Annotated in this window: 24 protein-coding genes; 16 read left to right on the forward strand and 8 right to left on the reverse strand. The window is 68.3% G+C overall.

What is annotated here, in order from left to right; translation table 11 throughout:
* Positions 1-19: 19 nt before the first annotated feature.
* The 4 genes from ACH4YP_RS25785 to ACH4YP_RS25800 form a co-directional block, all read right to left on the reverse strand.
* Positions 20-349: a hypothetical protein gene (locus tag ACH4YP_RS25785; protein ID WP_398492756.1), complete on the reverse strand. Its 330-nt coding sequence runs from the start codon at positions 347-349 to the stop codon at positions 20-22.
* A gap of 131 nt (positions 350-480) precedes the next feature.
* The gene (locus ACH4YP_RS25790) at positions 481-1515 is read right to left on the reverse strand and encodes a hypothetical protein (protein ID WP_398492758.1); all 1035 of its coding nucleotides are present in this window, start codon (positions 1513-1515) and stop codon (positions 481-483) included.
* Positions 1503-2156 carry a hypothetical protein gene (locus ACH4YP_RS25795; protein WP_398492760.1) on the reverse strand — a complete coding sequence of 218 codons (654 nt, stop codon included), beginning with the start codon at positions 2154-2156 and terminating at the stop codon, positions 1503-1505. Before ACH4YP_RS25795 ends, ACH4YP_RS25790 begins: the two co-directional genes overlap by 13 nt.
* 266 nt (positions 2157-2422) lie before the next feature.
* A complete protein-coding gene (locus ACH4YP_RS25800; RefSeq protein ID WP_398492761.1) occupies positions 2423-2725 on the reverse strand; it encodes a hypothetical protein in 303 nt (100 codons plus the stop codon).
* Between the two features lie 520 nt (positions 2726-3245).
* On the opposite strand from ACH4YP_RS25800, the gene ACH4YP_RS25805 reads away from it, so the two are divergent.
* Complete coding sequence (locus ACH4YP_RS25805) at positions 3246-3944, forward strand: hypothetical protein (protein WP_398492763.1); 699 nt, start codon at positions 3246-3248, stop codon at positions 3942-3944.
* A gap of 134 nt (positions 3945-4078) precedes the next feature.
* Positions 4079-4756 carry a hypothetical protein gene (locus ACH4YP_RS25810; protein WP_398492764.1) on the forward strand — a complete coding sequence of 226 codons (678 nt, stop codon included), beginning with the start codon at positions 4079-4081 and terminating at the stop codon, positions 4754-4756.
* Positions 4757-4850: 94 nt separating this feature from the next.
* On the opposite strand, the gene ACH4YP_RS25815 is transcribed toward ACH4YP_RS25810, so the two are convergent.
* Positions 4851-5564, reverse strand: a complete 714-nt coding sequence (locus tag ACH4YP_RS25815) for a hypothetical protein (protein WP_398492766.1) — start codon at positions 5562-5564, stop codon at positions 4851-4853.
* Between the two features lie 569 nt (positions 5565-6133).
* Between ACH4YP_RS25815 and ACH4YP_RS25820 the strand changes: the two genes are divergently transcribed.
* The 11 genes from ACH4YP_RS25820 to ACH4YP_RS25870 all read left to right on the forward strand — a co-directional run bounded on the left by ACH4YP_RS25820 (position 6134) and on the right by ACH4YP_RS25870 (position 14541).
* A complete protein-coding gene (locus ACH4YP_RS25820; RefSeq protein WP_398492767.1) occupies positions 6134-6862 on the forward strand; it encodes a hypothetical protein in 729 nt (242 codons plus the stop codon).
* 22 nt (positions 6863-6884) lie between these two features.
* Positions 6885-7739, forward strand: coding sequence for a hypothetical protein (locus ACH4YP_RS25825; protein WP_398492769.1), 855 nt, complete (start codon positions 6885-6887; stop codon positions 7737-7739).
* Complete coding sequence (locus ACH4YP_RS25830; protein ID WP_055610897.1) at positions 7736-9049, forward strand: CpaF family protein; 1314 nt, start codon at positions 7736-7738, stop codon at positions 9047-9049. The genes ACH4YP_RS25825 and ACH4YP_RS25830 overlap by 4 nt, the downstream gene beginning before the upstream one ends.
* A 31-nt stretch (positions 9050-9080) precedes the next feature.
* The gene (locus ACH4YP_RS25835) at positions 9081-10034 is read left to right on the forward strand and encodes a type II secretion system F family protein (RefSeq protein ID WP_361055043.1); all 954 of its coding nucleotides are present in this window, start codon (positions 9081-9083) and stop codon (positions 10032-10034) included.
* Positions 10031-10957, forward strand: coding sequence for a type II secretion system F family protein (locus ACH4YP_RS25840; RefSeq protein ID WP_361054936.1), 927 nt, complete (start codon positions 10031-10033; stop codon positions 10955-10957). The genes ACH4YP_RS25835 and ACH4YP_RS25840 overlap by 4 nt, the downstream gene beginning before the upstream one ends.
* Before the next feature lie 89 nt (positions 10958-11046).
* Positions 11047-11298, forward strand: a complete 252-nt coding sequence (locus ACH4YP_RS25845; RefSeq protein WP_398492771.1) for a hypothetical protein — start codon at positions 11047-11049, stop codon at positions 11296-11298.
* A 116-nt stretch (positions 11299-11414) separates the two neighbouring features.
* Positions 11415-11795, forward strand: a complete 381-nt coding sequence (locus ACH4YP_RS25850; RefSeq protein ID WP_361055045.1) for a TadE family protein — start codon at positions 11415-11417, stop codon at positions 11793-11795.
* Complete coding sequence (locus tag ACH4YP_RS25855; protein WP_398492773.1) at positions 11795-12298, forward strand: TadE/TadG family type IV pilus assembly protein; 504 nt, start codon at positions 11795-11797, stop codon at positions 12296-12298. The genes ACH4YP_RS25850 and ACH4YP_RS25855 overlap by 1 nt, the downstream gene beginning before the upstream one ends.
* Entirely contained in the window at positions 12295-12762 is a 468-nt protein-coding gene (locus ACH4YP_RS25860) for a TadE/TadG family type IV pilus assembly protein (RefSeq protein WP_398492775.1), read from the forward strand. Before ACH4YP_RS25855 ends, ACH4YP_RS25860 begins: the two co-directional genes overlap by 4 nt.
* A gap of 94 nt (positions 12763-12856) precedes the next feature.
* Entirely contained in the window at positions 12857-13513 is a 657-nt protein-coding gene (locus ACH4YP_RS25865) for a hypothetical protein (protein WP_398492777.1), read from the forward strand.
* Positions 13510-14541 carry a hypothetical protein gene (locus tag ACH4YP_RS25870; protein WP_398492779.1) on the forward strand — a complete coding sequence of 344 codons (1032 nt, stop codon included), beginning with the start codon at positions 13510-13512 and terminating at the stop codon, positions 14539-14541. The genes ACH4YP_RS25865 and ACH4YP_RS25870 overlap by 4 nt, the downstream gene beginning before the upstream one ends.
* A 275-nt stretch (positions 14542-14816) precedes the next feature.
* Here the strand turns inward: ACH4YP_RS25870 and ACH4YP_RS25875 are convergent, their stop codons facing one another.
* From ACH4YP_RS25875 to ACH4YP_RS25885, 3 genes are all read right to left on the reverse strand, one after another.
* The gene (locus tag ACH4YP_RS25875; RefSeq protein WP_398492781.1) at positions 14817-15836 is read right to left on the reverse strand and encodes a hypothetical protein; all 1020 of its coding nucleotides are present in this window, start codon (positions 15834-15836) and stop codon (positions 14817-14819) included.
* A 71-nt stretch (positions 15837-15907) separates the two neighbouring features.
* Positions 15908-16975: a hypothetical protein gene (locus tag ACH4YP_RS25880; RefSeq protein WP_398492783.1), complete on the reverse strand. Its 1068-nt coding sequence runs from the start codon at positions 16973-16975 to the stop codon at positions 15908-15910.
* On the reverse strand, positions 16972-17622 hold the full coding sequence (locus tag ACH4YP_RS25885) for a hypothetical protein (protein WP_398492785.1): 651 nt from the start codon (positions 17620-17622) through the stop codon (positions 16972-16974). Before ACH4YP_RS25885 ends, ACH4YP_RS25880 begins: the two co-directional genes overlap by 4 nt.
* 322 nt (positions 17623-17944) lie before the next feature.
* Here ACH4YP_RS25885 and ACH4YP_RS25890 point away from each other — a divergent pair, with 322 nt between their 5' ends.
* The 3 genes from ACH4YP_RS25890 to mqnC all read left to right on the forward strand — a co-directional run bounded on the left by ACH4YP_RS25890 (position 17945) and on the right by mqnC (position 23015).
* Entirely contained in the window at positions 17945-20932 is a 2988-nt protein-coding gene (locus tag ACH4YP_RS25890; RefSeq protein ID WP_398492787.1) for a BTAD domain-containing putative transcriptional regulator, read from the forward strand.
* The gene (locus tag ACH4YP_RS25895; protein WP_361054962.1) at positions 20929-21675 is read left to right on the forward strand and encodes an A24 family peptidase; all 747 of its coding nucleotides are present in this window, start codon (positions 20929-20931) and stop codon (positions 21673-21675) included. The genes ACH4YP_RS25890 and ACH4YP_RS25895 overlap by 4 nt, the downstream gene beginning before the upstream one ends.
* Positions 21676-21815: 140 nt before the next feature.
* Positions 21816-23015 (forward strand): cyclic dehypoxanthinyl futalosine synthase, encoded by a 1200-nt coding sequence (gene mqnC / locus ACH4YP_RS25900; RefSeq protein WP_361054965.1) that lies wholly within the window; start codon positions 21816-21818, stop codon positions 23013-23015.
* Positions 23016-23039: the final 24 nt, after the last annotated feature.

Here is a 23039-nt window from a genome sequence, read left to right on the forward strand (position 1 = left end):
AGCCTTGAGCCGCTTCTCGTTACATTCGCCTGCTGCGGTTCATCGAACTGGCTTCCTCCGGCGTGACCTTCTCTGGCATGCGGTCGATTTCGCGCTGAATGTCCTCAATTACCTTGTCGACGCGGGCGCGCAGTGTCTTGCGGTGGCCGGCTACGTCGCTGTGCCACTTGTCGGCGTTCTTGCCCACCCATGACCTTGCGGAGTCTCGACCCCCTTTCCCGATGTCCGCAGCCGCCCTCTTCAGGGCGTCGACCAGGTCGGACCGTTCCTTCTCAAGCTCCCGCTTCAGTCTCTGCAGCCGCTCCCGCTCCGGATTATTCTGTTTTGGCTTGTCGCCATCGGCTCCCATTCCCCTACCTTATTCTTTTGTTTCTTGGGCATAAGACGGGATATCGACTGATGGCGCCGCGCTGGCGTGGGAGCGTCTTGCAGGGGTAAGAGGGCAGGCAACCGCCCCAACGTCGATCGCAGTCAGTGTGCTCACCGATTGACGGACTGGATCTCCTGGACGGTGATGTCTTGTTCGCTGCCGAAGGCGCCATCGGGGAGCGTTCCAGCTTCGCCGTTGGTTCCTTCCCAGGTGATTTCCCAGGTGACGGTTGCCTTGAGCTTGTATGTACCTTGACCGGACGAGCGCAGGTAGGTGATGCCGCAGGGTGGGGTCTCGTCTGACTTTCCCTTGGCCCAGGGCTCGCCGATGGAGCCGTCGTCGTTGATCGCGCACTCGCCAGAGGTCGGGAAGGTAGTGGCGTCGCCAGTGCCCGGCTCAAGCTTCAGGGACACGGGCTTGGCGGTGGTGGTCGCCGACAGGTTCCAGCCCGGGACGTTGAGAGACGCGGTGACGGACACCTCGTGGAACTCCGCCTTGTCGAGCCAGGCCCAGGTGGGGAGATTGACCTTGGTGATGTTCTCCGGGGCGAGAGAGATCTTCGTGTCGGGGACCTTTACCTCGTTGTAGGCGAGCATGGCCAGCGTTTCTGCGTCGATGGCATCTTCGACGTCGGGGAAGTCCCCGTTCTCAACCCAGAAGTCCGCTCCGCCGCAGGCCAAGTAGTCGTCTCCCTCAAGCTTGTCCCAGTCGTAGACGGCTCCCCAGAACATGCCCTCGCCAGCCTTGTCCTTATTGAAATCCTTGTAGGGCTTCCCCTTGATGTAGCGATTCTGTTCCGCCGCGTATCCCTCGGCAGCGCCACTGAAGTGGCTCACGTTCCAGCGTTTCTTGAATTCCTTCTCGTATTCCTCAGGAGTCCACTGCGGTTCGTACCAGCACGCCGGGGGATCGTAGTTGCCTACCGCAGTAAGTGCGCCGGTTGACTTTCCGCCGCCATTCTTCGAAACGTCGAAGGTGACCTGGGACGAGATCGTCCGGTCATCTGATCCACTGTCGGTGTCGACGTCGTTGCGGGATCCGCCAAATCCTATTTCCGCTTGCGCTGTTCCCGGGATGAGGAAGGCGCTGATCGCGAGCGTGAGCGCAGTCAAAGCACTCTTCCGGGTGGGGATCACGGAGTGCATTTCTCGCTCCCCCTCTTCGAAACGACTTCAGTGGTGACCCAGACTTTCTTAGGATTCAGCTTGAGTCGACTGACGTAATACACGTACGAGTCGTCCGTGGGGGCGGATCTGTCGCTCTTCTTCGTCTTGCGGTCCTTGTTGAACACCTTGCTCTCGTCCGCGCAGAGCGTGACAGCAGCTGTGCTCTTGCCCGAGAGAGTGACTTCGGGTGCGTAGTAGCGCGTGACGCCGCTGATCGTCGCGTTGTGATCCACGAACGTCTGGACCCACTTTGCGGCGCCCACTAGGGCTTCGCCCTCGTAATAGAAGCTCAGGGCAGGCGACTTGGCGTCACCATCCGTGATGGCTCGCTCGATCGCCGTCATGGAGTGCCCAGCGTCCGTGAGGACGGAGTCCTTGCTGTCATCACCTGTCTTCCAGTCTTCGAAGACCTCTTCCACGTCTTCAGGTAGGGACAGGTTCGGCCGTTCGACGTCATCCGATGCGTTCACACTCGGTGACGCGGACTTTTCATCGCCAGTGTCGGCCCCGGCGATCTTTTCGTTGTCGCTGGACTTGTCGTCCCCGCTGCCGCAAGCCGTCAGCAGCAGGGCTGCGGTCGCGGCGAGCGCGGTAGCAACGGGCAAAGTGCGGCGCTTCACAGTGGACTCCCCGTGAGACAAAGGTGTGGTCAAGAGGAACGACGGTATCCGTGGGGCGATCGGTTTCGCCACGGTGAAGTTCCTTGCATGGCTGGGCAGATAGGGAGGAATCTGGGCAATTCGAATGTTCTTGTGGTCCGATTGTGCCTGGACATGTGTCGGCCCCGAACACTGCGTGCCCCTTCGGGGCCGGGCGCAAGGTGTTGTTTGTCTGGATTCATGCGTTGCTTGCGCGACGAGGGTGCCGCAGTGCGTGAAGCACCCGTTCAGGTGGTGGGCTCCTCGAAGCTGAACTCAGAGCGAGTGTTTGGAGCGATCCGCGCCACAGAGTTGAGGGCGGTGGCCAGATGCTCGACGGGTTCGAGAGCCGGATCGATTCCGCTTTCCTCGATGCGCTCGATGCCAATGGTCGACATCCCGGACCGGTAGGCCAGTTCCGCCGTGCACCAGCCCAAGGTGGACCGGTGAGCGTAGACCGCCTGGCCGAAGGGGATGCGCTGTCCTGTAGCGCCATCAATCAGCTGGCCGTATATCAATGAACGGCACTCCGACGCGGCCATGCTCATCACGGCCGCGGTGTACGAGCTGGCGGAGAACTCCGCCCTACCGACGCCGCTCGCCTCGGTGCCAGCGACAGCTACCGGATGCTCCTTGGCTACTACCGGGTGATGTACGAGATCCAGGAGAAGACGGTGACCGTGGAAGTACTCACCGTCGGCCGTAGCGATCGCGCACGCTGACCTGTGAAACGGAGGGGGGCCGCCCGGCCCAGGCGCTCGTGTCCTCGAAGCGGGACCCGGGAGCGGCGCGCGGGTCGCCCCACGCACCCGACTCCAGGACAGCGACCGACAACTCAACCAATCCAAGAGTCGCCCCCCGCCCAAGGCCAGCGATTGGACGGTTTGGGACGGCGGAGCCGCGGATTGTCCCCCGGCCCGTGGCCCAAACTCTCCAAACGTCTCGGCAAGGCCGCCGCCGATCGCGGTTGCGTCGGACCGTTAGGGTGTGCGTTCGGGAATTCGCCGGGGAGTGCCGTGCAGACGAGCATGGCGGTAGGTCGGCGCGTACGTTCATGGGGAGTTGGCCAACGTGGGGACGTACGAGGTTCCGTCGGCCGGGCAGGCGGAGACGGAAGGGGAGGGGGAGGGTGAGCGCCTGATAAATGGCGCGGCGCCTACCTCACGTCGCACGCTCAACAGCCTGAAGTGGGCCCTGGCGATCCCGGTGCTGGGCGTTGTCGCCGGGTTCCTCGGCCAGTACCCCTACGGCATGTGGGTCGGGGTCGTCATCGCTCTAGGTGCGGCCGCCGCCGCTGCCATCATCGCGGGCGGTGTCTGGCACCGGGCAGGTGCCGCGACGCTCGCGTCCGTCGCCGCGCTGGCGCTGCCTTTCTTCGCGGGGCCCGGGCTGTACGAGTTGTACGCGAAGCAGGTCGGCGAGCGGGTCCACGCCGTCGTGGCCGACACCGGGGAACGGCAGGGAGTGAAGCGGACCTCTGAGCTGTCCGTCTGCCGAGTCGTCGATACGTCGGGGACTGTGCAGGACCTGTCCGAACAGCAGAACTGCCATGGCCAGTTCAAGCCGGGGCAGCACGTCATCCTGTTCGAGGATCCGCTGGGCGCCCTTGATCCGTGGATCGAGGCCCTTCCAGGCGATCGGACCGTCGATCCCCTCACCCTCGGGATCACGACCGGACTCTTTCTGGTAACCGGCTCGGCCCTCCTCCACGCCGGGCAGCGGCGACGGTCCGAGACCGACACGGTGAAGCGGAGCCTCAAGCGCCGGTAGTCCTGAGGTCGGGTGCTCGGCAACGTCCCTCATGGGGCGGCCCTCATGGGCCGGGAAGATGAGGAACGGCTGGTCGACCCCGCTTGTGGACTGGCGCTCTCGGGCGGGTCCGATGTCGGCTCTACGCTCCTCACATGCGTAACACGGACACGAATGACCGCGAAGGTATCGGCGGAACGGCCATCCACACCCCGACGACCACGACCGTGAGCCGACGGGTGTCGACGCTGGCCGCTCTGGCGGTGGTGCTGCTTGGCTGGGCGATCGCCGCAGTCAACACCGGTGTCGCTTATGCCGCGTTGGGCATGGACTTCATCCCGATCGCGAGCGGTGTCGTCCTGTGCCTTGTCTTCTTGATCACTCTGGCTTTGCTCCACCGCGCATGGTGGCTCGCCGTGCTCTCCGCCGGACCGGCGCTGTTCGTCCTCGTGGGCTCGGTCCAGTACGCCCCCGAGGCCGCACTGGATCGCCGTGGGGTCCACGAGACCGTCGTGATCACCAAGGACTCGGCTGACACCACAGGGGGCAAGAACCACCGGTACACCCTTCTCGGCAAGGACGGTGAGCTCGACGAGACCCTGGAGTACCGGGGAAGCCACCCCGACTACCGGGTGGGCGACCGCATCGAGGTGGTCTACGACCCGGAAGGAGACGTCCCGCTGGAGGACGCCGCCGAAGTCGATCCGGACGGTCGGCTCGGCGGCCTTGTCATGGGTGTCATCGGATGGACGGGCATGGCACTGCTGGCCGGCTGGCGCGGGCATGTACGGCGGCGCAAGAACCGCCCTTCCCTGTTGGACCAGGTCATCTGAGCCGGGCCCCGACATTCGGGGGCAGCCGGGCAGACAACGCCTGAATATGGCACCGGCCCCGAGTACCGGAAGGTTCTCGGGGCCGACGCGCAGATCAACCGAGCTTCGCGTTCTGGGCCTTGACGAGGTCGGCCGGGATCTTGGCCTCACCGGGGCGGGACTGCAGGAACGCCCCACTGTCCAGCGTGAAGTAGTTGACGATGGTGTCGCCGAAGCGGAAGGTCTGGGTGCGGAGTCTCTGGGTGAAGCCCTTGAACTCGAAGGTGGCAGCGGTGGCGAGGGACTCGTCGCTGCCCGAGGGGGCGGTCTCCACCGTGACCGAGTTGTACGGCGAGGATCCCCTGTCCGACGTCGCGGTGTAGCCGCTGCCGCAGGAGTCGGCCGCCTTGGCGAGGTCCTTCATGGCGGACTCCGCTGCGCCGTCCGCGTAGGTGGAGAGCGTGATGTAGGTGAACATGGCGCCCGACCTGGTGGCGACGTGTGTGAGCGTGGCCTGCGGGGAGCCGATGGGGAGCTCGTTCATCGCGTACGCCAGCGGGGTGCAGACGGCTTTGTCGACGTCCATGTCCTCCTGACTCGCGGCCAGGGCGTCGCCGTCGGAGGGCTCCTTGACGGTGTAGCCGCTCTCGGCCTTGGTGACCATGAGTTTCGCCAGGCGCTCCGCCGGGCTCACCTCCTTGGCCTGAGAAGCCGTGGCCTTCGGCTTGTCGGCGGCCGCGTCGGTGTCCGAGCCGGAACCTCCGCATGCGGTCAGGCCTGTGATTACGGCGGCGGAGAGCGCGGAGGCGGCCAGGACGGTTCGCTTCATGGGGGGACGGGCTCCTCAATTGCTGGAGGGGAGGGGGAAAGTGGGGGAGGTGTGTGAGGTGAGGACGGTGCCGGGCGCTGTTCGGGCCCGGCCGGGGCTCATCGGTGAGCATGGCGTGGATGGTGCCGGGCCGTTGCGACCGCTCGGTCCAGGCCTGTTGCCCTGGCATCCGGCACAGGTACCGGCGTCATCCCTGCGGCTGAAGATCATGGCACGCCTCCGCGCCAACCCGTGAGCATGTCGTGCAGGCATAGTGGACGCTGGGTAACGAAACGCACGTCAGGGTGACCGCGATCGATTCGCGGATGCACAGCGGAAGGAGTCTGGGCAGGCCCGTTCCCAACCGGGAACCGAACCCCCCACGTTGCGCGTGGACAACGTCGAGGCGTGTGGGCTTCGCGGCTTCGGGTGTGCCTTGAGGGGCTTATGCGCTGCTGATACGGTGCGATGACTTGACACTCATTCCGGCCATGGCTATTCGACCAGGTCGGGCGGTACGCCCGGTGCGGCCGAAGTGTTCCAAGTGTCCTGAATGACGAGACCTTCTTGGGTGTACGGGGAGCGGTTGCGTGAAGATCCAAGAGCGTACGGGGGCGGGCAACAACCGTTCCGCTGCGCCGGTTCAGCCGACGATGGGGGAGCGCCTTCCCTCGCCGCCTCGCGAGCGCAAACCCGCGCTGGCCGCGCTCGCGGTCCTGCTGATCCTCGTGGGTGCGCTCGGGGCGACCATGCTGGTGCTGCGCGCCGGTGACCGTATCGAGGTCGTGAAGGTGACCAGCGACATCCAGGCCGGTGAGTCCGTCGGCGACCACGTGGAGTCGGTACTGGTCGCGGACGACGCGGGGATCAACTACGTCAGGTGGTCCCAGCACAAGACCCTGGAGAAGCTCAAGGCCAAGTCCACGATCTACAAGGGCACCCTCGTCATCGGCGAGATGTTCGGCACGGAGGCAAGCGTCCCGGCGGGCAAGGCCGTCGTCGGTCTCTCCCTCAAGGAGGGCCAGTACCCCGAGGGCATCCAGGCGGGCGACCTTGTGGCCGCCTACCAGGTCGGCGACACCAACTCCTCGAACTCGGACGACGAGACGGGCACCGGCTCCTCCGGTTCCGCGGGCACCGGCGGTACGCCGATCGTCGACAACGCCCGTGTCGCCAAGGTGCCGGACGACAAGGGCGACAGCACCATCAGCAGCACCAACAAGCGCATCACGGTAACCGTCGACGAGAGTGATGCCGCCGCGCTGGCCCGTGCCGCCGCCGCGAACCAGGTCGCCCTCGTCCTCATCCCCGGCAACTAGCGGCAAGAGAGTCACACACACCATGGCCCTCATCGCCCTAGCCGCCGACAAAGGTTCCCCCGGCGTCACCACGGCGGCCGTCGCCCTCGCCGCCGTCTGGCCCCGCAGGGTGCTGCTCGCCGAGACCGACCCGGCCGGCGGCGACCTCGTGTACCGCAGTGCCGCCGCGCACGGCGGGCCGCTGAACCCGAACACCGGCATGCTGTCCATCGCCGCCACCGCCCGCCGTGGCCTCGTACCGGATCAACTCTGGGACCACGTACAGCCGTTGAGTGGTGGGCTCGAAGTGCTCGTCGGGCTCGGGAACGCCGAGCAGGCGGCCGGGCTCGCGGGGCTGTGGCCCACGCTGGGCCGGGCCTTCGCGCAGCTCGCCGACTCCCCGCACGCGCCCGCCGACGTCATCGCGGACTGCGGACGGATCAGCGGTGACACCCCGGCCGTCGAGATGTTCTCGCAGGCGGCCCTCGTACTCCTCATCTCCCGCACCGAGCCGGAGGCCATCGCGCGCGTACGCGACCGGGCCACCGCCCTCAGCGCCAAGCTGCACGGCGGAGCACGGGGTGCCGCCGCGCTCGGCACGCCCCTCATCGGGGTCGTCCTCATCACCGACCCGAGCGAGTCCGGCAAGCTCGTCCACCAGGTCAACGACATGCTGGTGGCCGCGCAGACCGGCGCCCGGGTTGTCGGCACGATCGCCGAAGACCCGGCGGGCGCCGACCAGTTGGCCGGCCGCAAGCGCGGACGGCTCGACAAGTCGCTGCTCATCCGCTCGGCGCGCAAGGTGACCTCGGACCTCTACCAGCAGTTCGGCGCGGCCTGGGCCGTACCGGCGGCCGGCGGTCCGAACGGTCAGGCCACCGCCGGAGCCGGCCGATGACAGCGGTCGACCACCAGCTGGTCAAGCGGTTCCGGCAGGAGGCCGGCGACCGCATCGCCGAACAGCGCCGGCTCGACCAGGTCTCCGGCGTCACACCGATGTCCAACGAGGACGAGCGGCACTACGCCCGCGCGGTGATAGCCCAGATACTGGAGGAGTACGCCCGTACGGAGATCAACTCCGGGCGTACGCCGCTGGACGCGGAGACCGAGGAGCAGTACGCGGCCGCCGTGCACGCCGCGCTCTTCGGGGTGGGGCGTCTGCAGCCGCTGCTCGACAACCCCGAGGTCGAGAACATCGACATCAACGGGTACGACCAGGTCTTCGTCGGCTACGCCAACGGCGAGGAGACCAAGGGCGATCCCGTCGCGGAGACCGACGAGGAGCTCATCGAGCTCATCCAGATCCTCGGCGCGTACTCCGGTCTCTCCTCCCGGCCCTTCGACTCCGCGAACCCGCAGCTCGACCTGCGGTTGCCGGACGGATCCCGGCTCTCCGCCGTCATGGACGTGACGCGCAGGCCCGCCCTGTCCATCCGTCGCGCGCGCATGGGCAAGGTCTTCATGTCCGACCTCGTCGGGAACGGCACGCTCACCCCCGACATCGGGCACTTCCTCGCCTGTGCCGTCCGGGCGCGCAAGAACATCATGATCGCGGGCGCGACCAACGCCGGTAAGACGACGCTCCTTCGCGCCCTCGCCAACGAGATCCCGCCGCACGAGCGTCTCATCACCGTCGAGCGCGCCCTGGAGCTCGGCCTCGACCAGTTCGCCGATCTGCACCCGAACGTCGTGGCGTTCGAGGAGCGGCTGCCCAACTCCGAGGGCCAGGGCACCATTTCGATGGCGGAACTGGTCCGGCGGTCGCTGCGTATGAACCCCTCGCGCGTCATCGTCGGTGAGGTCCTCGGCGACGAGATCGTGACCATGCTGAACGCGATGTCGCAGGGCAACGACGGCTCGCTGTCCACGATCCACGCCAACAGCTCCAGCGAGGTCTTCAACCGTATTTCCACGTACGCGCTCCAGGCGACCGAGCGGCTGCCCATCGAGGCCAGCCAGATGCTCGTCGCGGGCGCGGTGAACTTCGTCGTCTTCGTCCAGCGGCGCAACAACTACCAGACGGGCGGCCGACTCCAGCGCATGGTCACCTCCATCCGCGAGGTCAACGGCGTCGACGGACGCGTCCTGTCCAGCGAGGTGTTCGCCGAGGCGGCGGACGGCCGGATCGTGCCGCACGCGCCCCTCGCCTGCCTCGAAGACCTGATCCAGCACGGCTATCGCCTGCCCGGCGGCGGGAACTGGGGGTGAGCTGACCATGAACCTCGACGGACTCGGCTCCATGGGCGGGCTGTTCTCCACGACGGTCCTGTACGCGCTCGGCTGCGGCATCGCCGTCGGCGGCGGCCTCGCGCTGCTGGCCGTAGCGGTCCGCGGACTGCCCGCCAAGCCCGAGCACGAGAAGCAGAAGGCGAGCGAACGGGCCTCCGAGCTCGTACGGTTCGCCGGCCAGCGCGGTTCGATCGCGGCCGGCGCCGGCATCGTCGTCCTGCTGCTCACGCGGTGGGCCGTCGCCGGAATCGCGACCGCCGTCCTCGTCTTCTTCTGGGACAAGCTCTTCGGCGGCGCCTCCGAGGAGAAGTCCGCCATGCGCCGCGTGGAGGCCCTCGCCTCCTGGACCGAGTCGCTGCGCGACACCATCGCGGGCGCGGTCGGCCTCGAACAGGCCATCCCCGCCTCCGCGCGCGCCGCGGCACCGGTCCTGCGCCCGCACCTCGACGCCCTCGTCGACCGCCTCCGCTCCCGTACGCCGCTGCCGGAAGCCCTCCAGCAGCTCGCGGACGAGATCAACGACGCGTCCGCCGACATCATCGTGGCCGCACTGATCCTCAACGCGCGGCTGCGCGGCCCGGGTCTGCGGCAGGTCCTGGGCGCGCTCGCCAAGTCGGCGCGCGAAGAGGTCGACATGCGGCAGCGGGTCATGGCGCAGCGCGCCTCGACCCGGCGCTCCGTACAGATCGTCGTCGCCGTCTCGGTCGCCTTCGTCCTCGGCCTGTCGATCTTCAACCGCGAGTTCGTCGAGCCGTACGGCACGGCGGTCGGCCAGCTCGTACTCGCCTGTGTCTGCGGCCTGTTCGCCATGGGCTTCCTGTGGCTGCGCAAGCTGTCGACCATCGAGACACCGGAACGCTTCCTGGTACGGGACGAGGCGTCCGTCCAGTTCGTCCGTCCCCGTACCTCGTCGCCCACGCCGTCCCAGCCCCAGTCGCTGCCGGAAGAGGGGGTACGCCGATGAACTCGTCCCTGACCATGCCCGTCGTGGTCGGTGCCGTCCTGGGCCTGGGCGTCTACGCCCTCGTACGCGCCCTGATGCCGTCCAAGCGCAGCGCGGTCTCGCAGGTCGCCCGCATCGACGCGATGCGGGCGCGGGGAGCGGCGTACGAGTCCTCGCACCGCACCGCCGACGCGGGGCGGATCGGGAGCGTACGGGCCGGAGTCGGCGCGCGCGTCTCCGAGTTCTACCTGCAGCAGGGCTGGGAGCTGCGCTCGCTGCGGGCCGACCTGGCCGTGCTGGACCGGAGTTGGGAGAACTTCCTCTCGACGAAGGTGTTGCTGGCGGCGGCCGGGCTGTTCTTCGGCCCGTTCATGTTCGCCGTGGTCTGGACGCTCGGCTTCGGCAGCAGCCCCGTCATCCCGGTCTGGCTCGCGCTGATGTTCGCGACCATCTTCTTCTTCCTGCCGGACCTGGAAGTACGCAGGGACGCGGCGGAGAAGCGGCGTGACCTGCGGCGCGTGATCGGCGCGTATCTGGACCTCGTGTCGATGAGCCTGGCGGGCGGCCGGGGTCTCCCGGAGGCCCTGATGGCCGCCGCCGAGGTCTCCGACGGCTGGGCCACGCAGCGCATCCGTAACGCGCTCGCGGACGCCCGGATCACCGGCATCAGCCAGTGGCAGGCGCTCGGTTCGCTGGGAGAGGACCTGGGGGTCGAGGAACTCAAGGACCTGTCGGCGTCGTTGGCGCTGGTCGCGGACGACGGCGCGAAGGTGCGCGAGTCGCTCGCCTCCCGCGCCGAGACGATGCGGCACCGCGAACTTGCCGAGATCGAGGGCAGCGCGGGTGAGAAGTCGCAGTCGATGCTCGTCGCGCAGCTGTTGCTCTGCGCGGGCTTCCTGGTCTTCCTGATCTTCCCGGCGGCGATGCGCGTGTTCCAGGTCTGACTCCGGCACCGACAACCGCATCCCCGAACAACTGCATCCCCGAACTGCTCTGCAATGACTCGAGAACTGTCTTGAGAGGACAACTCACCATGAACGGACGGAACTTCAGCACCGGGATCCCGGGGGTGGACTTCCTGATCACCTTCCTCCAGAGCCGGGTGCAGCGCGCCCGCTCCGGCGAGCTCGACCGTGGTGCGTCCGCGGTGGAGTGGGTCATCATCTCGGCGGTCGTCGTGGCGATCGTCGGCGTGGTCGCCGCGATCATCAACGCCGCGCTGAGCGACGGCGCCAACAAGGTCGGCGACTGCATCAAGGGCGCGGACGCGGGCAGCACCTGCTGATCCGCTTCCGACCCGACTCTCTTCTCTCTCATATCTCTCATACGGGGTAACTGGTGAGCGTACGACGCTGGGTACGCCGCCGGGTGGAGGCCGCCTCCGCCCGCGGCGACTCCGGCATGACCGCGATCGAGTTCGTGCTGCTCACGCCCGTGCTCTTCTTCATGATCTTCGCCACCGTGCAGTTCGCGCTGTACTTCTTCGCCGACCACGTGGCCCAGGCGGCGGCCCAGGCCGGCGCCCGCAAGGCCCGCGCGACGGCCGACGAACAGCCGGGCGCGTGGCGGGGCGAGGCACGGGACGTCGTCGACAGCTACATCGCGCAGCTGGGGCCGCAGTTGGTGCTCTCCCCGACCGTGGAGATGCTCCAGCCGGAGCAGAACACGGTGGGCGTGGAGATCACGGCGAAGGTGCCGTCGGTGTTCCCCGGGCTGGACCTCACGGTGCACGCGCAGTCCTCGGGACCGGTGGAGCGGTTCGTGCAGGAGGAGGGCAACTGATGCGGGTGCTTCCTGCCGAAGTGCGTTCGGCCGTACGGGACTTCGTGCCGGGCTTTGTAAGGCACTCCGTACCGGGTTTCGTACGTCAGCGGGCTCGTGCCGCCGCGGGTGCCCGCGACCGGGGGCTGTCCACCATCGAAGTGGTCATCCTGGCCCCGGTGATGATCCTCTTCATCCTGGTCCTCGTGGCCTTCGGGCAACTCGTGGACGGGCGCGGTGCGATCGACGGCGCCGCGCGGGACGCGGCCCGGGCCGGCTCGATCCAGAAGAACCACGCCATCGCCGTGTCCGAGGCCCGCAAGGCGGCCGCCGCGGACCTCGGAGACGTCTGCTCGGGTCCCGTGACGGTCAACCAGACCAGCGCCGGCTTCGAGCCGGACACCATCTTCACGGTCGAGGTGAGCTGCGAGGTGCGCGGCCTGGCGATGCTCGGCCTCGACGTCCCCACGACGCTGACCGCGAGCTTCAGTTCGCCGATCGACCCCCTGCGGAGGGCCGCGTGAACATCCCGCCCGCCGTACGCGACTGGGCCCGCGCCCGCCGTTCGCGGCTCGACGACCGGGGCTCCGGCGCCGGAGCGGTCATCATCTTCGCCCTCGTGTTCCTGTCCCTGTCGGCCTTCGTCATCGACGGCGGCCTGTCGATCTCCAAGCGGGAACGCGCCGCCGACATCGCCGAACAGGCCGCCCGGTACGCGGCCCAGGACATCGACCGCGAGGCCCTGTACGAGAACGAGGGCGGCGCCGCCCCCATCCTCTTCGAGAACTGCGGCGCCCGGGTCAAGGCCTTCGCCCAGGAAATGGGCATGACCGGCGCGGACATCGCCGCCACCCACTGCGTCGCCGCCAACGCCGACGAGGTCGAGGTGGAGGTCCAGCTCACGTACTCGCCGGTCTTCACGGGGATGTTCTACGGCGGGGATGTGGTGGTGCGGGGGCGGGCTGTCGCCGAGAACGAGGTCGGCTGAGATGGCCCAGCCGCACGTCATCCGCGCATCCCTCGTACGCACCGGTGCGCCGAATAGCGTAACAATTCCCCCTGTTTCTGGAGGTATTCTCCCTATGTCCAAACGTCCTACGACCGTCGCCGCGGCCTTCCTGGCGACCGCGATCGCGCTGTTGCTGACGGCGTGCGGTGGCGGGTCCGGGTCCAAGGATGAGGACAAGATCGCGGGGGCGGGCACGGACACGTCGAGATCGGCCTCACCCTCGACATCTCCGTCGGACGACGGGATCGACCGACCGACGGTCGAACTGCCGGAGGGCGACGAACTGGTCTTCACCCCTGAGGAGAGCGGTGAGGCCAAGGCGGACGCGGTGATGAGGGACAACGCCGAGTACTTGCGTGCCATCGACGAGGCGATCGGCGACCAGGACCCCAAGTCCAAGGCGGTGGCCTTCTACAGCAAGGACTCCGCCTACCTCGGTTCGGTCGACTGGATCGCTGGCTTCGTCAAGGACGGCACCACGGTGACCGGGACGGTCCGCTTCTTCGACCGCAAGGTCACGTTCAGCGAGGACGGTTCGGCGGGACTCACGTACTGCTCCGACGAGTCGAAGGGTTACACCAAGGACGTCAAGACGCAGAAGACCAACGTCACCAAGGCGTCCAAAGACTCGTATGTCCTCTACAACGACCGGCTGCGGAAGAGCGACCAGGGTGTGTGGCAGACCACCAAGAGCATCTCGAAGCGAGGCAGCGAGGTGTGCCAGCCGTGAACCGCTCGACCCGGACCGCAGCCCTGGGCACGGCCGTGGCCCTGCTCCTCACGGCCCAGGCCGCTCCCACGGCGTGGGCCGATCGAACCAACACCAACGGCACCAGCAAGGACGCCAGCGGCAAACGGAACGGTCGCACCATCAGCGTGCAGACTCGGGTCCAGACGACCGTCGACGGTGATTCCCGGTCTGCCAAGACCGGGAATCTGTCGTCGGCGGACAGTAACTGGACGCCACCCGCATGCTGGTACGAGCCGGCGTTCTCGCCGAAGGAGATCGAGTCCACCGTCAAGGCGTGGCGGAAGGTCGACGTGCTCGGGATCGGGGACCTGGTCGGCGGGGTGTTCGACTCGTACTACAAGGACGGCGAACCGTACAAGGACTACAACCTCGACAAGCAGGGCGAGGGCATGTTCTGGGCGGCGGCGGTGAATCCGAACCGCAAGGACGACCCGGAGGCCACGTCCTGCGACAAGCTGCCGTTCTGGGTGGACAACGGGGAGACTCCGGAGGAGCCCCTCGCCGTGTCCCCGCGCATCCTCGCCGAGTACGCGTACGACGAACTCCCCGTACCCGACACGGAGTTCAAGTCGGCCCCCGATGGGAAGTCGACCGTGAACCTGCCCACCTGGATCTGGCTGGACAGGGCCAAGTTCCGGAAGATCTCCGTCACGGCGAGCCTCCCGGGTACGGGCCTGTCCGCGACCACGAGCGCAGAGCCGGTGTCGCTGCACATCGAACCGGGCACGGCGGACGCCGAGACGTATCCGGCGAACGGCGACTGCACGATCAACGACGACGGCAGCATCGGCGAGCCCTACGCCAAGGGCAAGGCGGACCGGACGCCGCCGTGCGGGGTGACGTACCTGCGTTCCTCGGGCACGGACGACGCGTACGAACTCAAGGCCACCGTCACCTGGAAAATCACCTGGACGAGCACGAACGGGGAGGGCGGGGCTCTCCCCGACGGCACGTTCGGCGCGACGCAGGACGTGACGGTGCAGGAGATCCAGTCGGTCAACCGCTGAGGCGAGGGCGAGGCGAGACGGCCCCGAGGGAACGCCTTTCCTCGGGGCCGTCCGCTACTCGCCGCCGCCCTTGTCCTCGGACTTCACGCCCTCGGAGACCTGCTTCGCCAGGTCGTCGTCCAGCTTCTTGAACTCACGGACGACCGCCTCGGACATCTGGGCTTGTCGTAGACACCACCGTCGCCGATGTCGTCCTTGCAGGACTCGAAGAGTTTCTTCGTGTGGTTCATGCGGCTCTTGCCGTCTGCGCAAGTGGTGACTTTACTTCGCGTCGTCTACTTCGAGTTCGTCATCCGGTACTCGTACGCGATCACCGAGGGCTTGCCCGACTTCGGCAGGGTGGCGAGCGTCATGCCCTGGAAGGTGTCGGTGACGAGGGCGCGCTTGGCCGGGTTGTAGACGGACTCCTGCTTGTTCGGGTTGATCTCGAAGCTGCCCATGTACTGCTGCTTGAGCAGCGTTTCCTGGGTGTGGGCGGTCGGGACGACCGCGAGCACCCCGCCGTCGGCCAGCCGCAGCGCGTAAGTCGTCCCGTGCGCCGGGTCCTTGGCGAAGTACTTCTTGGTCGCCCACTTGGCCAGATCGAATGTTTCGCGCCCCTTGTAGAGCTTGAGGGCGTCCTTGGCCGGGTCCGTGGTGTGGGAGATCCCGGCGCCGGCCTTCTTCCCACCGGTCTCGTACAGGTCCTCGAACGCCGCGCTCACGTCGTTCGGGGCGAGGGCTCCGACCCGGGTGGAGGGGGCTACGGCGGTGGCGAGACCGTGGTTGCCGGTGTCGATCGTCGGGATCGGCGCCTCGGAGTAGACCGCCGACGTCAGCTTCCAGGCCCCGCCCTCCTTGCCGAAGACCAGGAGGGCGGGGGTCTTCGATCCACTGGCGGTGGCCTTGACGGCGAACCAGTCCTCACCGGCGGGGATGTAGTACGTACGGTCCTGGTAGGTGAAGGGCTTCTCGTAGTCGCTCCGGTCCGCCTTCGTCCAGGTGCTGAAGGTCTTGTAGTCGGCCTTGCTCTGCTCGTGGACCTGGCCGCCCTCGACCGTCGACAGCAGCTTGGCGTTCCGTGTCTTGTTCGCCTTGCCGTTGACAGTCGTGTAGTTGTCGACGATCTTCGCCGCCTGCTCGCGGGTCACGGCGCCCTTGGGGGCGGCGGAGGCCGAGGCTTTCGCGTCGGCCTTCCCGTCGTCGTCCGTGGTGCCGCCGCCACACGCGGTGAGAGCGACGGTGGAGGTCAGACCGAGCATCAGCAGAGCGATACCGGTCGTGCGTGTGGCGCGTGCCGGGTGGAGGGATGCCATGGTGTGCGCGTCTCTTCTTCTGTTGTGGGTCTCGGTGAAGGGAACGACTGACGCGAAGGCGCGGTCGCGCGTCAGCGGTTGATCGACTGGATCTCCTGGACGTTCATGTCCTGGGTGGTCTCGAAGGTGCCGTCGGGCAGGTCGCCGCCCGCGCCGCCAGTGCCTTCCCAGGTGATCTGCCAGGTGACGGAGGCGCTGAGCTCGTACGGCTTGCCGCTGGAGGCACGCAGATAGTTGATGCCGCAGGGCGGAGTTCCGTCGGACTCGCCCTTCACGTACGGGGTGCCGATCGAACCGTCTTCGTTGATCTCGCAGTCACCGCTCGCGGGGTAGGTCTCCGCGTCCTCCGTGCCCGGTTCCAGGTGCAGGGCGACCGGCTTCGCCGTCGTCTCCGCCCAGAGGTTGGTGTTGGGCAGCTCGGCGCGGACCTTGACCTCCTGGAAGGTCCCCTTGTCGAGCCACATCCAAGTGGGCAGGTTGACGGTGGACTTGGTCGCCGGCTTCAGCTCGATCTCGGTGTCGGGGACCTCGACCTTGTCGTAGGCGTACTTGGCGAGAGTCTCCGCGGTGGGGGCGTTCGGCACGGCGGGGACCTCACCGGCGTCCTGCCAGAACATGACGCGTTCGCAGTCCCACGACTCCGGGTCGGCGGTGTCGGGGGCGACGCCTCGCCAGAAGTAGCCGTCCTTGCCGATGTTGTAGTTGTCGTAGCCCTTGGCGGGGTTGAGGGAGCCGTCCTTGTAGTTGTAGGCGTCCTTGCCGTCCCGGTAGTGATCCGTCCACAGCTTCTCGCCGCCCCAGGACGTGTGGGGGCCGACATATCCCAGGCCGTTCGTCTCCGCGAGCGCCTTGAGCTGCTCCGGCGTGAGAACGGGCTCGTACCAGCACGGCGGCGGCGTCCAGTTCACATCCGTCGACGAGATACGGCCGCGCTTACCGCCGGTGGGGCCACTGACCTGGGTGACCTTGATACGGGAGACGGAGGCGGACAGCGACCTGTCGTCGACTTTCCCGGCGGGGCCCGACGGTTGGGTTTCCTTGTCCGACGGGGCGTCGGCGTGCGCGATGCCGCCGCTCCACAGAGCTACGGCGACAGCGGCTATCGGGACCAGGAGGCGTGAGGGATTCGCCGTCCTCATGCCTTGCACTCCTTGGCCTTGCCCACGACCTCGATGATCGACGCCTTCCAGACCTTCGAGGATCCGGACGGCGGGAGCATGAGCACGCTGTACTTCAGGTAGCTCTTCAGGCTTTCCTTGGTGTACAAGGTCTTCCCGGTCTTGATTTCCTTGCCGTAGTACTTGGCCTGGTTCTCGCAGAAGCGCACGAGGACGCCCTTGCCGTCGCTCAGCGTGTTGACGTCCTCGTCGTAGAACTTGTCCGTCCCGGTGGGGGTCCAGCCCCCCTTCACCCAGGTCTGGATCTGCTGCTTCGCGTACTGCGTGGCCTGACCGGCCGAGTAGTACTGGTACGCCGGATCGTCCGGGGCCTGCTCGGCGAGTCCGTGGTTCAACGCCCGGAGGTAGTTCTGCGCGTCGGTGAGCGCCGCCGCGTGCTTGGCGTCGGACGGCTGATCGAAGTCGAAGACCAGATCCAGATCGTCCGGGACGCTGATGTCCGGACTGCCACTCGCTGTCGCGGACGCCGAGGCCGACGGACTGCTCGACCCCTTGTCGGCCCCCTTGATGCCGTCCGAGGACGAGTCGTCTCCGCCGCCACAGGCGGTCAGCAGAATTGCCGCGGTGGCGGCGAGCGCGGCAGCGGTGGTCACGGTGCGGCGGGCCACGGGTGTACTCCCCCTGTTTTAAGGCATGTGTGCAACAGAGAACGAAGCTATCAGGGGGGAGTAGAGGGTCTCGGGGCGGCAGTGGGGGATTGTGTGGGGATCGTGAGATCTGTGACGTGACAGTTGCGAAGTGCCCGGAGCCCAGGCAGGGAAGGGCAGAGGGCTGGTTGGATATCGCGGGCATAGGGGGCGGGCCGTGAGGAATCGGTCGGGCTCAAGGACTCCTCCTCTCCCAGCCCTTCGACACCCTCAATAAGATCTAAGTAGGCTCAGCACACCCCCTGCTCTCCCTCCCTCCACACACGACATCAGGACACCCGCCATGGCGCGACGTACCACTTCCAACTCGACGGGAAGCTCGCCGGGTCCGAGGAATCGGACGCCGCAGCCCCTGCCTCGGCGGCGCCGTACGTTCGGGGACTTTCTGAAGGCGTTTGTCGCCTTCGTGGCCCTGCTCTTGCTGCTGATCGGGGTGCCCGGGGCGCTGGCCTCGCAGATCGGGTGGCCGCTGCCGAGCGGTTCGCCGGGTCTGGACTGGCTCCAGAAAGAGATCAGCGTCGATACGTTCATCAACACGCTGACCGTCGTCGTCTGGTTCGCCTGGGCCCAGTTCACCGCGTGTGTGCTCGTCGAGGTGAAGGCCGCCCTGTCGGGTGTCGGGCTGCCGAACCGCGTGCCCGGCGCCGGCCCGAGCCAGTTGCTCGCGCGGCAGCTCGTCGCGGCGCTGCTGCTCGTCGGTGCGACGGCGGCGAGCTTCACGCCGGGGCTGTCGCAGCTCGGGCAGCAGCTGGACGGGAACCAGCGGCCTGCCGCCGCGGCCGCGCAGCAGACGCCGGGCGGGCTCCTCGGCCAGCAGCAGGAGCAGGCGGCCTCGACGGCGGCCGCCCTGGCCGAGCAGGCGGCCTCCGCCGCCGCGCACGCCGAGAGCGGGACCGGCGCCCACGCCTCCGACGACGACACGAAGTTCTACCGGATCCAGCCCCCCGAGGGCCGGCACCACGACTCCCTCTGGGAGGTCGCGGAGCGCCACCTCGGCGACGGGCGGCGGTACAAGGAGATCTACCAGCTCAACAAGGACCGTACGCAGCCCGACGGTTCGAAGCTCTCCGAGGCCAGCCTCATCCGGCCCGGCTGGATCATGGAGATGCCCGGCGACGCCCGTGGCGGCGAGCTCGTGGAGATGCCCGACGAGGCCCCGAAGGTCTCCGAAGACGTACAGCAGCAGATCTCCGACTACGCCCGGACCGGCGGTGCCCAGGGCGCAGGCGGCCAGCAGGGCGGCGGCTCCGGGTCCCTCGACCGCGACACCGCCCACATCAGCCTTCCCGAGCAGCGGCCCGCCCCCGACCAGGGACACCAGCAGGGTCAGGACGGGCGGCAGGGCCAGGAGCACGCCGCCCCCGCCGCCGGTGAAGACGGTGGGTTCGGGCTGCCGCAGGCACTGCTCGGCGCGCCCCTTCTCGCCGCCGGTCTCCTCGGCGCCCTCGGCAGGCGCCGCCGTCAGGCCCTGTGGCAGTCCGCCCTCGGTGCCGTCGGCGGGCGGCGCGGCATGGAACCGCCGACGCCCACCGGCGCCGCCGCCGACGCGCAGGACGCGCTGCTGGTGGGGGCCGACCCCGAGGGCGTACGCCTTCTCGACCTCTCCCTGCGCGGGCTCGCCGCGTCGCTCGCGGGGGAGTCCCGGCCGCTGCCGACCGTCTACGCGGCCTGGATGAGCGGCAACGGCGACCTGCACCTCCAGCTCGCCCAGCCCGCCGGAAAGCCGCCGGCGCCCTGGCAGCTCGGGCAGGACCAGACGTTCTGGATGCTCGCGAGGGCGGACGCCGAGCGGTACGAGGACGTCGACACGGCCGCCCCCTACCCCGGCCTCGTCAGCCTCGGCACGATGGACGACTCGCGGCTCCTCCTCAACCTGGAGGCCGTGCCCGGCATCGTCTCGCTGAGCGGCCGCGAGCAGGACCGGGCGGGCGTCTTCGCCTCCGTGGCCGCCGAGTTGGCGACGAACGGCTGGTCCGACCGCATGACGATCACCCTCGTCGGCTTCGGGGAGGACCTGACGCCCCTCGCGCCCAACCGGCTCCGCCACCTCGACGACATCGAGGCGCTCGTGGAGACCATGGAGGCGGAGACGCGGCAGCGGCGCGGCGCACTGGGTGCCGCCGGTCACGACTCCGTGCTGACCGGGCGTACGGGGCCTGCCCAGCACACCCGTTGGGCCCCGCACCTCGTACTGCTCGCCGCCGAGCCGTCCGCCGAGGACGCCGTCACGCTCGCCGAACTGGCCGCCGACGCGAGCCGGTTGGGCATCGGATACCTCGTCGGCACGCAGTCGGGCGATCTGCCCGGTGCCGCCTGGGAGATGGAGATCACCAGCGAGGGCAAGCTCCTCGCGCCGCTCCTCGGCCTCGAACTCGACGCGCAGCTCCTGCCGGTGTCCCAGCAGCGGGCCGTCGTCGAGCTGTTCACCGACGCCGACCCCGAGCGCGACGACGACCGCCCGACCACCACCCCGCCGTTCCTCGTCGACATCAGCGAGCAGGGGCGTCCCGCGGTGTACGCGCGGCTCGTCGGCCCGTACGAGATCATCGGCCTCGAAACGCCGGACGGTGAGCGCAGCCCGCTGCTGCACGAGGCGTTGGCGCTGCTGCTTCTGCACCGCGAGGGTGTGCACCCGCGGGTGCTGTCCTCCGCGCTCTGGCCGCGCGGTGTCACGGACGACGTACGGGACGCGCTCGTCGAGCGGCTGCGCGCCTGGCTCGGCAACGACCCGGACGGTACGCCGAGGCTCGGCACCGACTCGACCGGGCGGCTCAAGCTCGCCAAGTCCGTCGTGTCCGACCTGGACGTGCTGCGGTCGCTGTACCACGAGGCCACGCAGGGGCGGGGCGCCGACAGCCGTGCCGTGCGCGGGCGTCTGCTGACCGACGCGCTCGTGCTGGTGCGGGGGCCGTTGCTCGCCGAGCGGCCCGCGGGGCGGTACGGGTGGCTGACCCACGAGATCATCGACGCCCAACTGCCCCTGCTCGTCGCGGACATCGGGCTTGCCCTGTCCGCGTTCCACCTGGAGAAGGGCCGGGCGGAGAAGGCGATCGAGGCGCTGAACGCGGCGCTCGGCTCCGCGCCGGGCGACGAGCGGCTGTGGAACGAGTTGCTGCGCGCCACGCACGCGACCGGCGACAGTGACCGTCTGAAGAGTCTCGCCGCGGATCTGGTCTCACGCTCCGGGGCACGCGGCCTGCCGCCCCGGACCGAGGCCCTGCTGGACGAGCTGCTGCCGACCTGGCGCAGCGGCGTGGCCGCCGTGGGATGAGCGGCCTCCAGTCGATCGACCTGTTGATGATCGTCGGCGCCGCCCTCTGGGGCGGCGCCGCCGGTCTGCTCGTCCCCCGCCCCGCCCACCGCTTCTCCGTCGCCCCCGACGAGCCCTGGCGGACGCGGTGTCCCGGAGGGCACCTCATCGGTGGCTGGGTCGGCCTGGCCCGTTGTCGGGAGTGCGTGGGGCGGCGGACGTACGGTCCCAGCACCCCCCTCGTCGCCCTCGCCACCGCGCTCGTCTGCGGGGCGCTGGCCGTGGCGACCGGGACCCGGCCCGAGCTGGGCGTCTGGCTGTTGATCGCGCCCCTCGGTGTGCTGCTCGCCGTCGTGGACTTCACCGTGCAGCGGCTGCCGGACGTGCTGACGCTGTCGCTCGCGGGGGCCGCATTGGTCCTGCTCGCGGGAGCAGCCGTCGCGCCCGAGAACGCCGGGGACTGGCTGACCGCGCTGTACGGGTCCCTCGCCCTCGGCGGCGGCTACTTCGTCCTCTTCCTCATCAACCCCAACGGCATGGGCTTCGGTGACGTGAAGCTGGCGCTCGGTCTCGGCGCCGCCCTCGGCTGGTACGGCTGGGGAGCCCTGATGCTCGGCACCTTCGCCGGGTTCCTGTTCGGCGGGCTGTACGGGCTGGGGCTCGTCGTCGTCCGCAGGGCCGGCCGCAAGACCTCCATGCCCTTCGGCCCCTTCCTGATCGCGGGCGCCTTCGTGGGCCTGCTCATCGGGGCGTACGCGGCCTGACGTCGAGTGCTCGTACGGCCTGACGTCGAGTGCTCGCACGGCCTGACGTGGAGTGCTCGTACGGCCTGACGTCGGGTGATCACATGTCCTGGCGTACGCTGGATCAGTCCGTCCACACCCCTATGAAAGGGACCGCTCCGGTGACCGAGAAGGCCGACCTTCAGTCCGTCCTCGACCGTGCCGCCGAGGGTGGGCGGATCACCCCGGAAGAGGCGCTCGACCTCTACCGTGACGCCCCGCTGCACGCGCTGGGGTCCGCCGCCGACGCCGTACGCCGCCGTCGGTACGCCGGTACGGAGCACATCGCGACGTACATCATCGAGCGCAACATCAACTACACGAACGTCTGCGTCACGGCGTGCAAGTTCTGCGCCTTCTACGCGCCGCCGAAGGACACCGCCAAGGGCTGGACGCGGGATCTGGACGACATCCTGCGCCGCTGCGCGGAGACCGTCGAGCTCGGCGGCACGCAGATCATGTTCCAGGGCGGACACCACCCGGACTTCGGCGTCGAGTACTACGAGGAGCACTTCGCCGCGATCAAGGCCGCCTATCCGCAGCTCGTCATCCACAGCCTGGGGGCGAGCGAGGTCGAGCACATGGCCCGTATCTCCAAGGTGAGCGCCGAGGAGGCGATCCGGCGCATCCACGCCGCCGGGCTCGACTCCTTCGCCGGTGCCGGTGCCGAGCTGCTGCCCGCGCGGCCCCGCAAGGCCATCGCCCCGCTCAAGGAGAGCGGCGAGCGCTGGCTGGAGATCATGGAGGCCGCGCACAACCTGGGTGTCGAGTCCACGTCCACCATGCTCATGGGTACCGGCGAGACCAACGCCGAGCGCATCGAGCACCTGCGGATGATCCGTGACGTACAGGACCGGACGGGTGGCTTCCGGGCCTTCATCCCGTACACGTACCAGCCCGAGAACAACCACCTCAAGGGCCGTACGCAGGCCACGCTCTTCGAGTACCTGCGGATGATCGCCATCGCGCGGCTCTTCATGGACAACATCGCCCACATCCAGGGCAGTTGGCTGACGACGGGCAAGGAGGTCGGCCAGCTGTCGCTGCACTACGGCGCCGACGACCTCGGCTCGATCATGCTGGAGGAGAACGTGGTGTCGTCCGCCGGCGCCAAGCACCGCTCCAACCGTATGGAGATCATCGACCTGATCCGCAAGGCGGGGCGCGTCCCGGCCCAGCGGGCCACGACGTACGAGCACCTCGTCGTCCACGACGACCCGGCGAACGACCCGGTCGACGAGCGGGTCCAGTCCCACATCTCCTCGACGGCGATCGAGGGCGGTACGGCCCACCCGGAGCTCAAGCTCCTCGCCTCCAACTAGTGCCCCGGCCGGTGTCCCGACCAG

It is taken from the genome of Streptomyces sp. NPDC020747, from assembly GCF_044334695.1.
Lineage (GTDB): Bacteria > Actinomycetota > Actinomycetes > Streptomycetales > Streptomycetaceae > Streptomyces.

What these genes read in the sequence shown, in the direction of transcription:
- ACH4YP_RS25785 (WP_398492756.1), bottom strand. Translation starts at nt 349, where the DNA reads ATGGGAGCCGATGGCGACAAGCCAAAACAGAATAATCCGGAGCGGGAG.
- ACH4YP_RS25790 (WP_398492758.1), bottom strand. Translation starts at nt 1,515, where the DNA reads ATGCACTCCGTGATCCCCACCCGGAAGAGTGCTTTGACTGCGCTCACG.
- ACH4YP_RS25810 (WP_398492764.1), top strand. Translation starts at nt 4,079, where the DNA reads ATGCGTAACACGGACACGAATGACCGCGAAGGTATCGGCGGAACGGCC.
- ACH4YP_RS25815 (WP_398492766.1), bottom strand. Translation starts at nt 5,564, where the DNA reads ATGAAGCGAACCGTCCTGGCCGCCTCCGCGCTCTCCGCCGCCGTAATC.
- ACH4YP_RS25825 (WP_398492769.1), top strand. Translation starts at nt 6,885, where the DNA reads ATGGCCCTCATCGCCCTAGCCGCCGACAAAGGTTCCCCCGGCGTCACC.
- ACH4YP_RS25830 (WP_055610897.1), top strand. Translation starts at nt 7,736, where the DNA reads ATGACAGCGGTCGACCACCAGCTGGTCAAGCGGTTCCGGCAGGAGGCC.
- ACH4YP_RS25835 (WP_361055043.1), top strand. Translation starts at nt 9,081, where the DNA reads ATGGGCGGGCTGTTCTCCACGACGGTCCTGTACGCGCTCGGCTGCGGC.
- ACH4YP_RS25840 (WP_361054936.1), top strand. Translation starts at nt 10,031, where the DNA reads ATGAACTCGTCCCTGACCATGCCCGTCGTGGTCGGTGCCGTCCTGGGC.
- ACH4YP_RS25845 (WP_398492771.1), top strand. Translation starts at nt 11,047, where the DNA reads ATGAACGGACGGAACTTCAGCACCGGGATCCCGGGGGTGGACTTCCTG.
- ACH4YP_RS25850 (WP_361055045.1), top strand. Translation starts at nt 11,415, where the DNA reads ATGACCGCGATCGAGTTCGTGCTGCTCACGCCCGTGCTCTTCTTCATG.
- ACH4YP_RS25855 (WP_398492773.1), top strand. Translation starts at nt 11,795, where the DNA reads ATGCGGGTGCTTCCTGCCGAAGTGCGTTCGGCCGTACGGGACTTCGTG.
- ACH4YP_RS25865 (WP_398492777.1), top strand. Translation starts at nt 12,857, where the DNA reads ATGTCCAAACGTCCTACGACCGTCGCCGCGGCCTTCCTGGCGACCGCG.
- ACH4YP_RS25875 (WP_398492781.1), bottom strand. Translation starts at nt 15,836, where the DNA reads ATGGCATCCCTCCACCCGGCACGCGCCACACGCACGACCGGTATCGCT.
- ACH4YP_RS25880 (WP_398492783.1), bottom strand. Translation starts at nt 16,975, where the DNA reads ATGAGGACGGCGAATCCCTCACGCCTCCTGGTCCCGATAGCCGCTGTC.
- ACH4YP_RS25890 (WP_398492787.1), top strand. Translation starts at nt 17,945, where the DNA reads ATGGCGCGACGTACCACTTCCAACTCGACGGGAAGCTCGCCGGGTCCG.
- ACH4YP_RS25895 (WP_361054962.1), top strand. Translation starts at nt 20,929, where the DNA reads ATGAGCGGCCTCCAGTCGATCGACCTGTTGATGATCGTCGGCGCCGCC.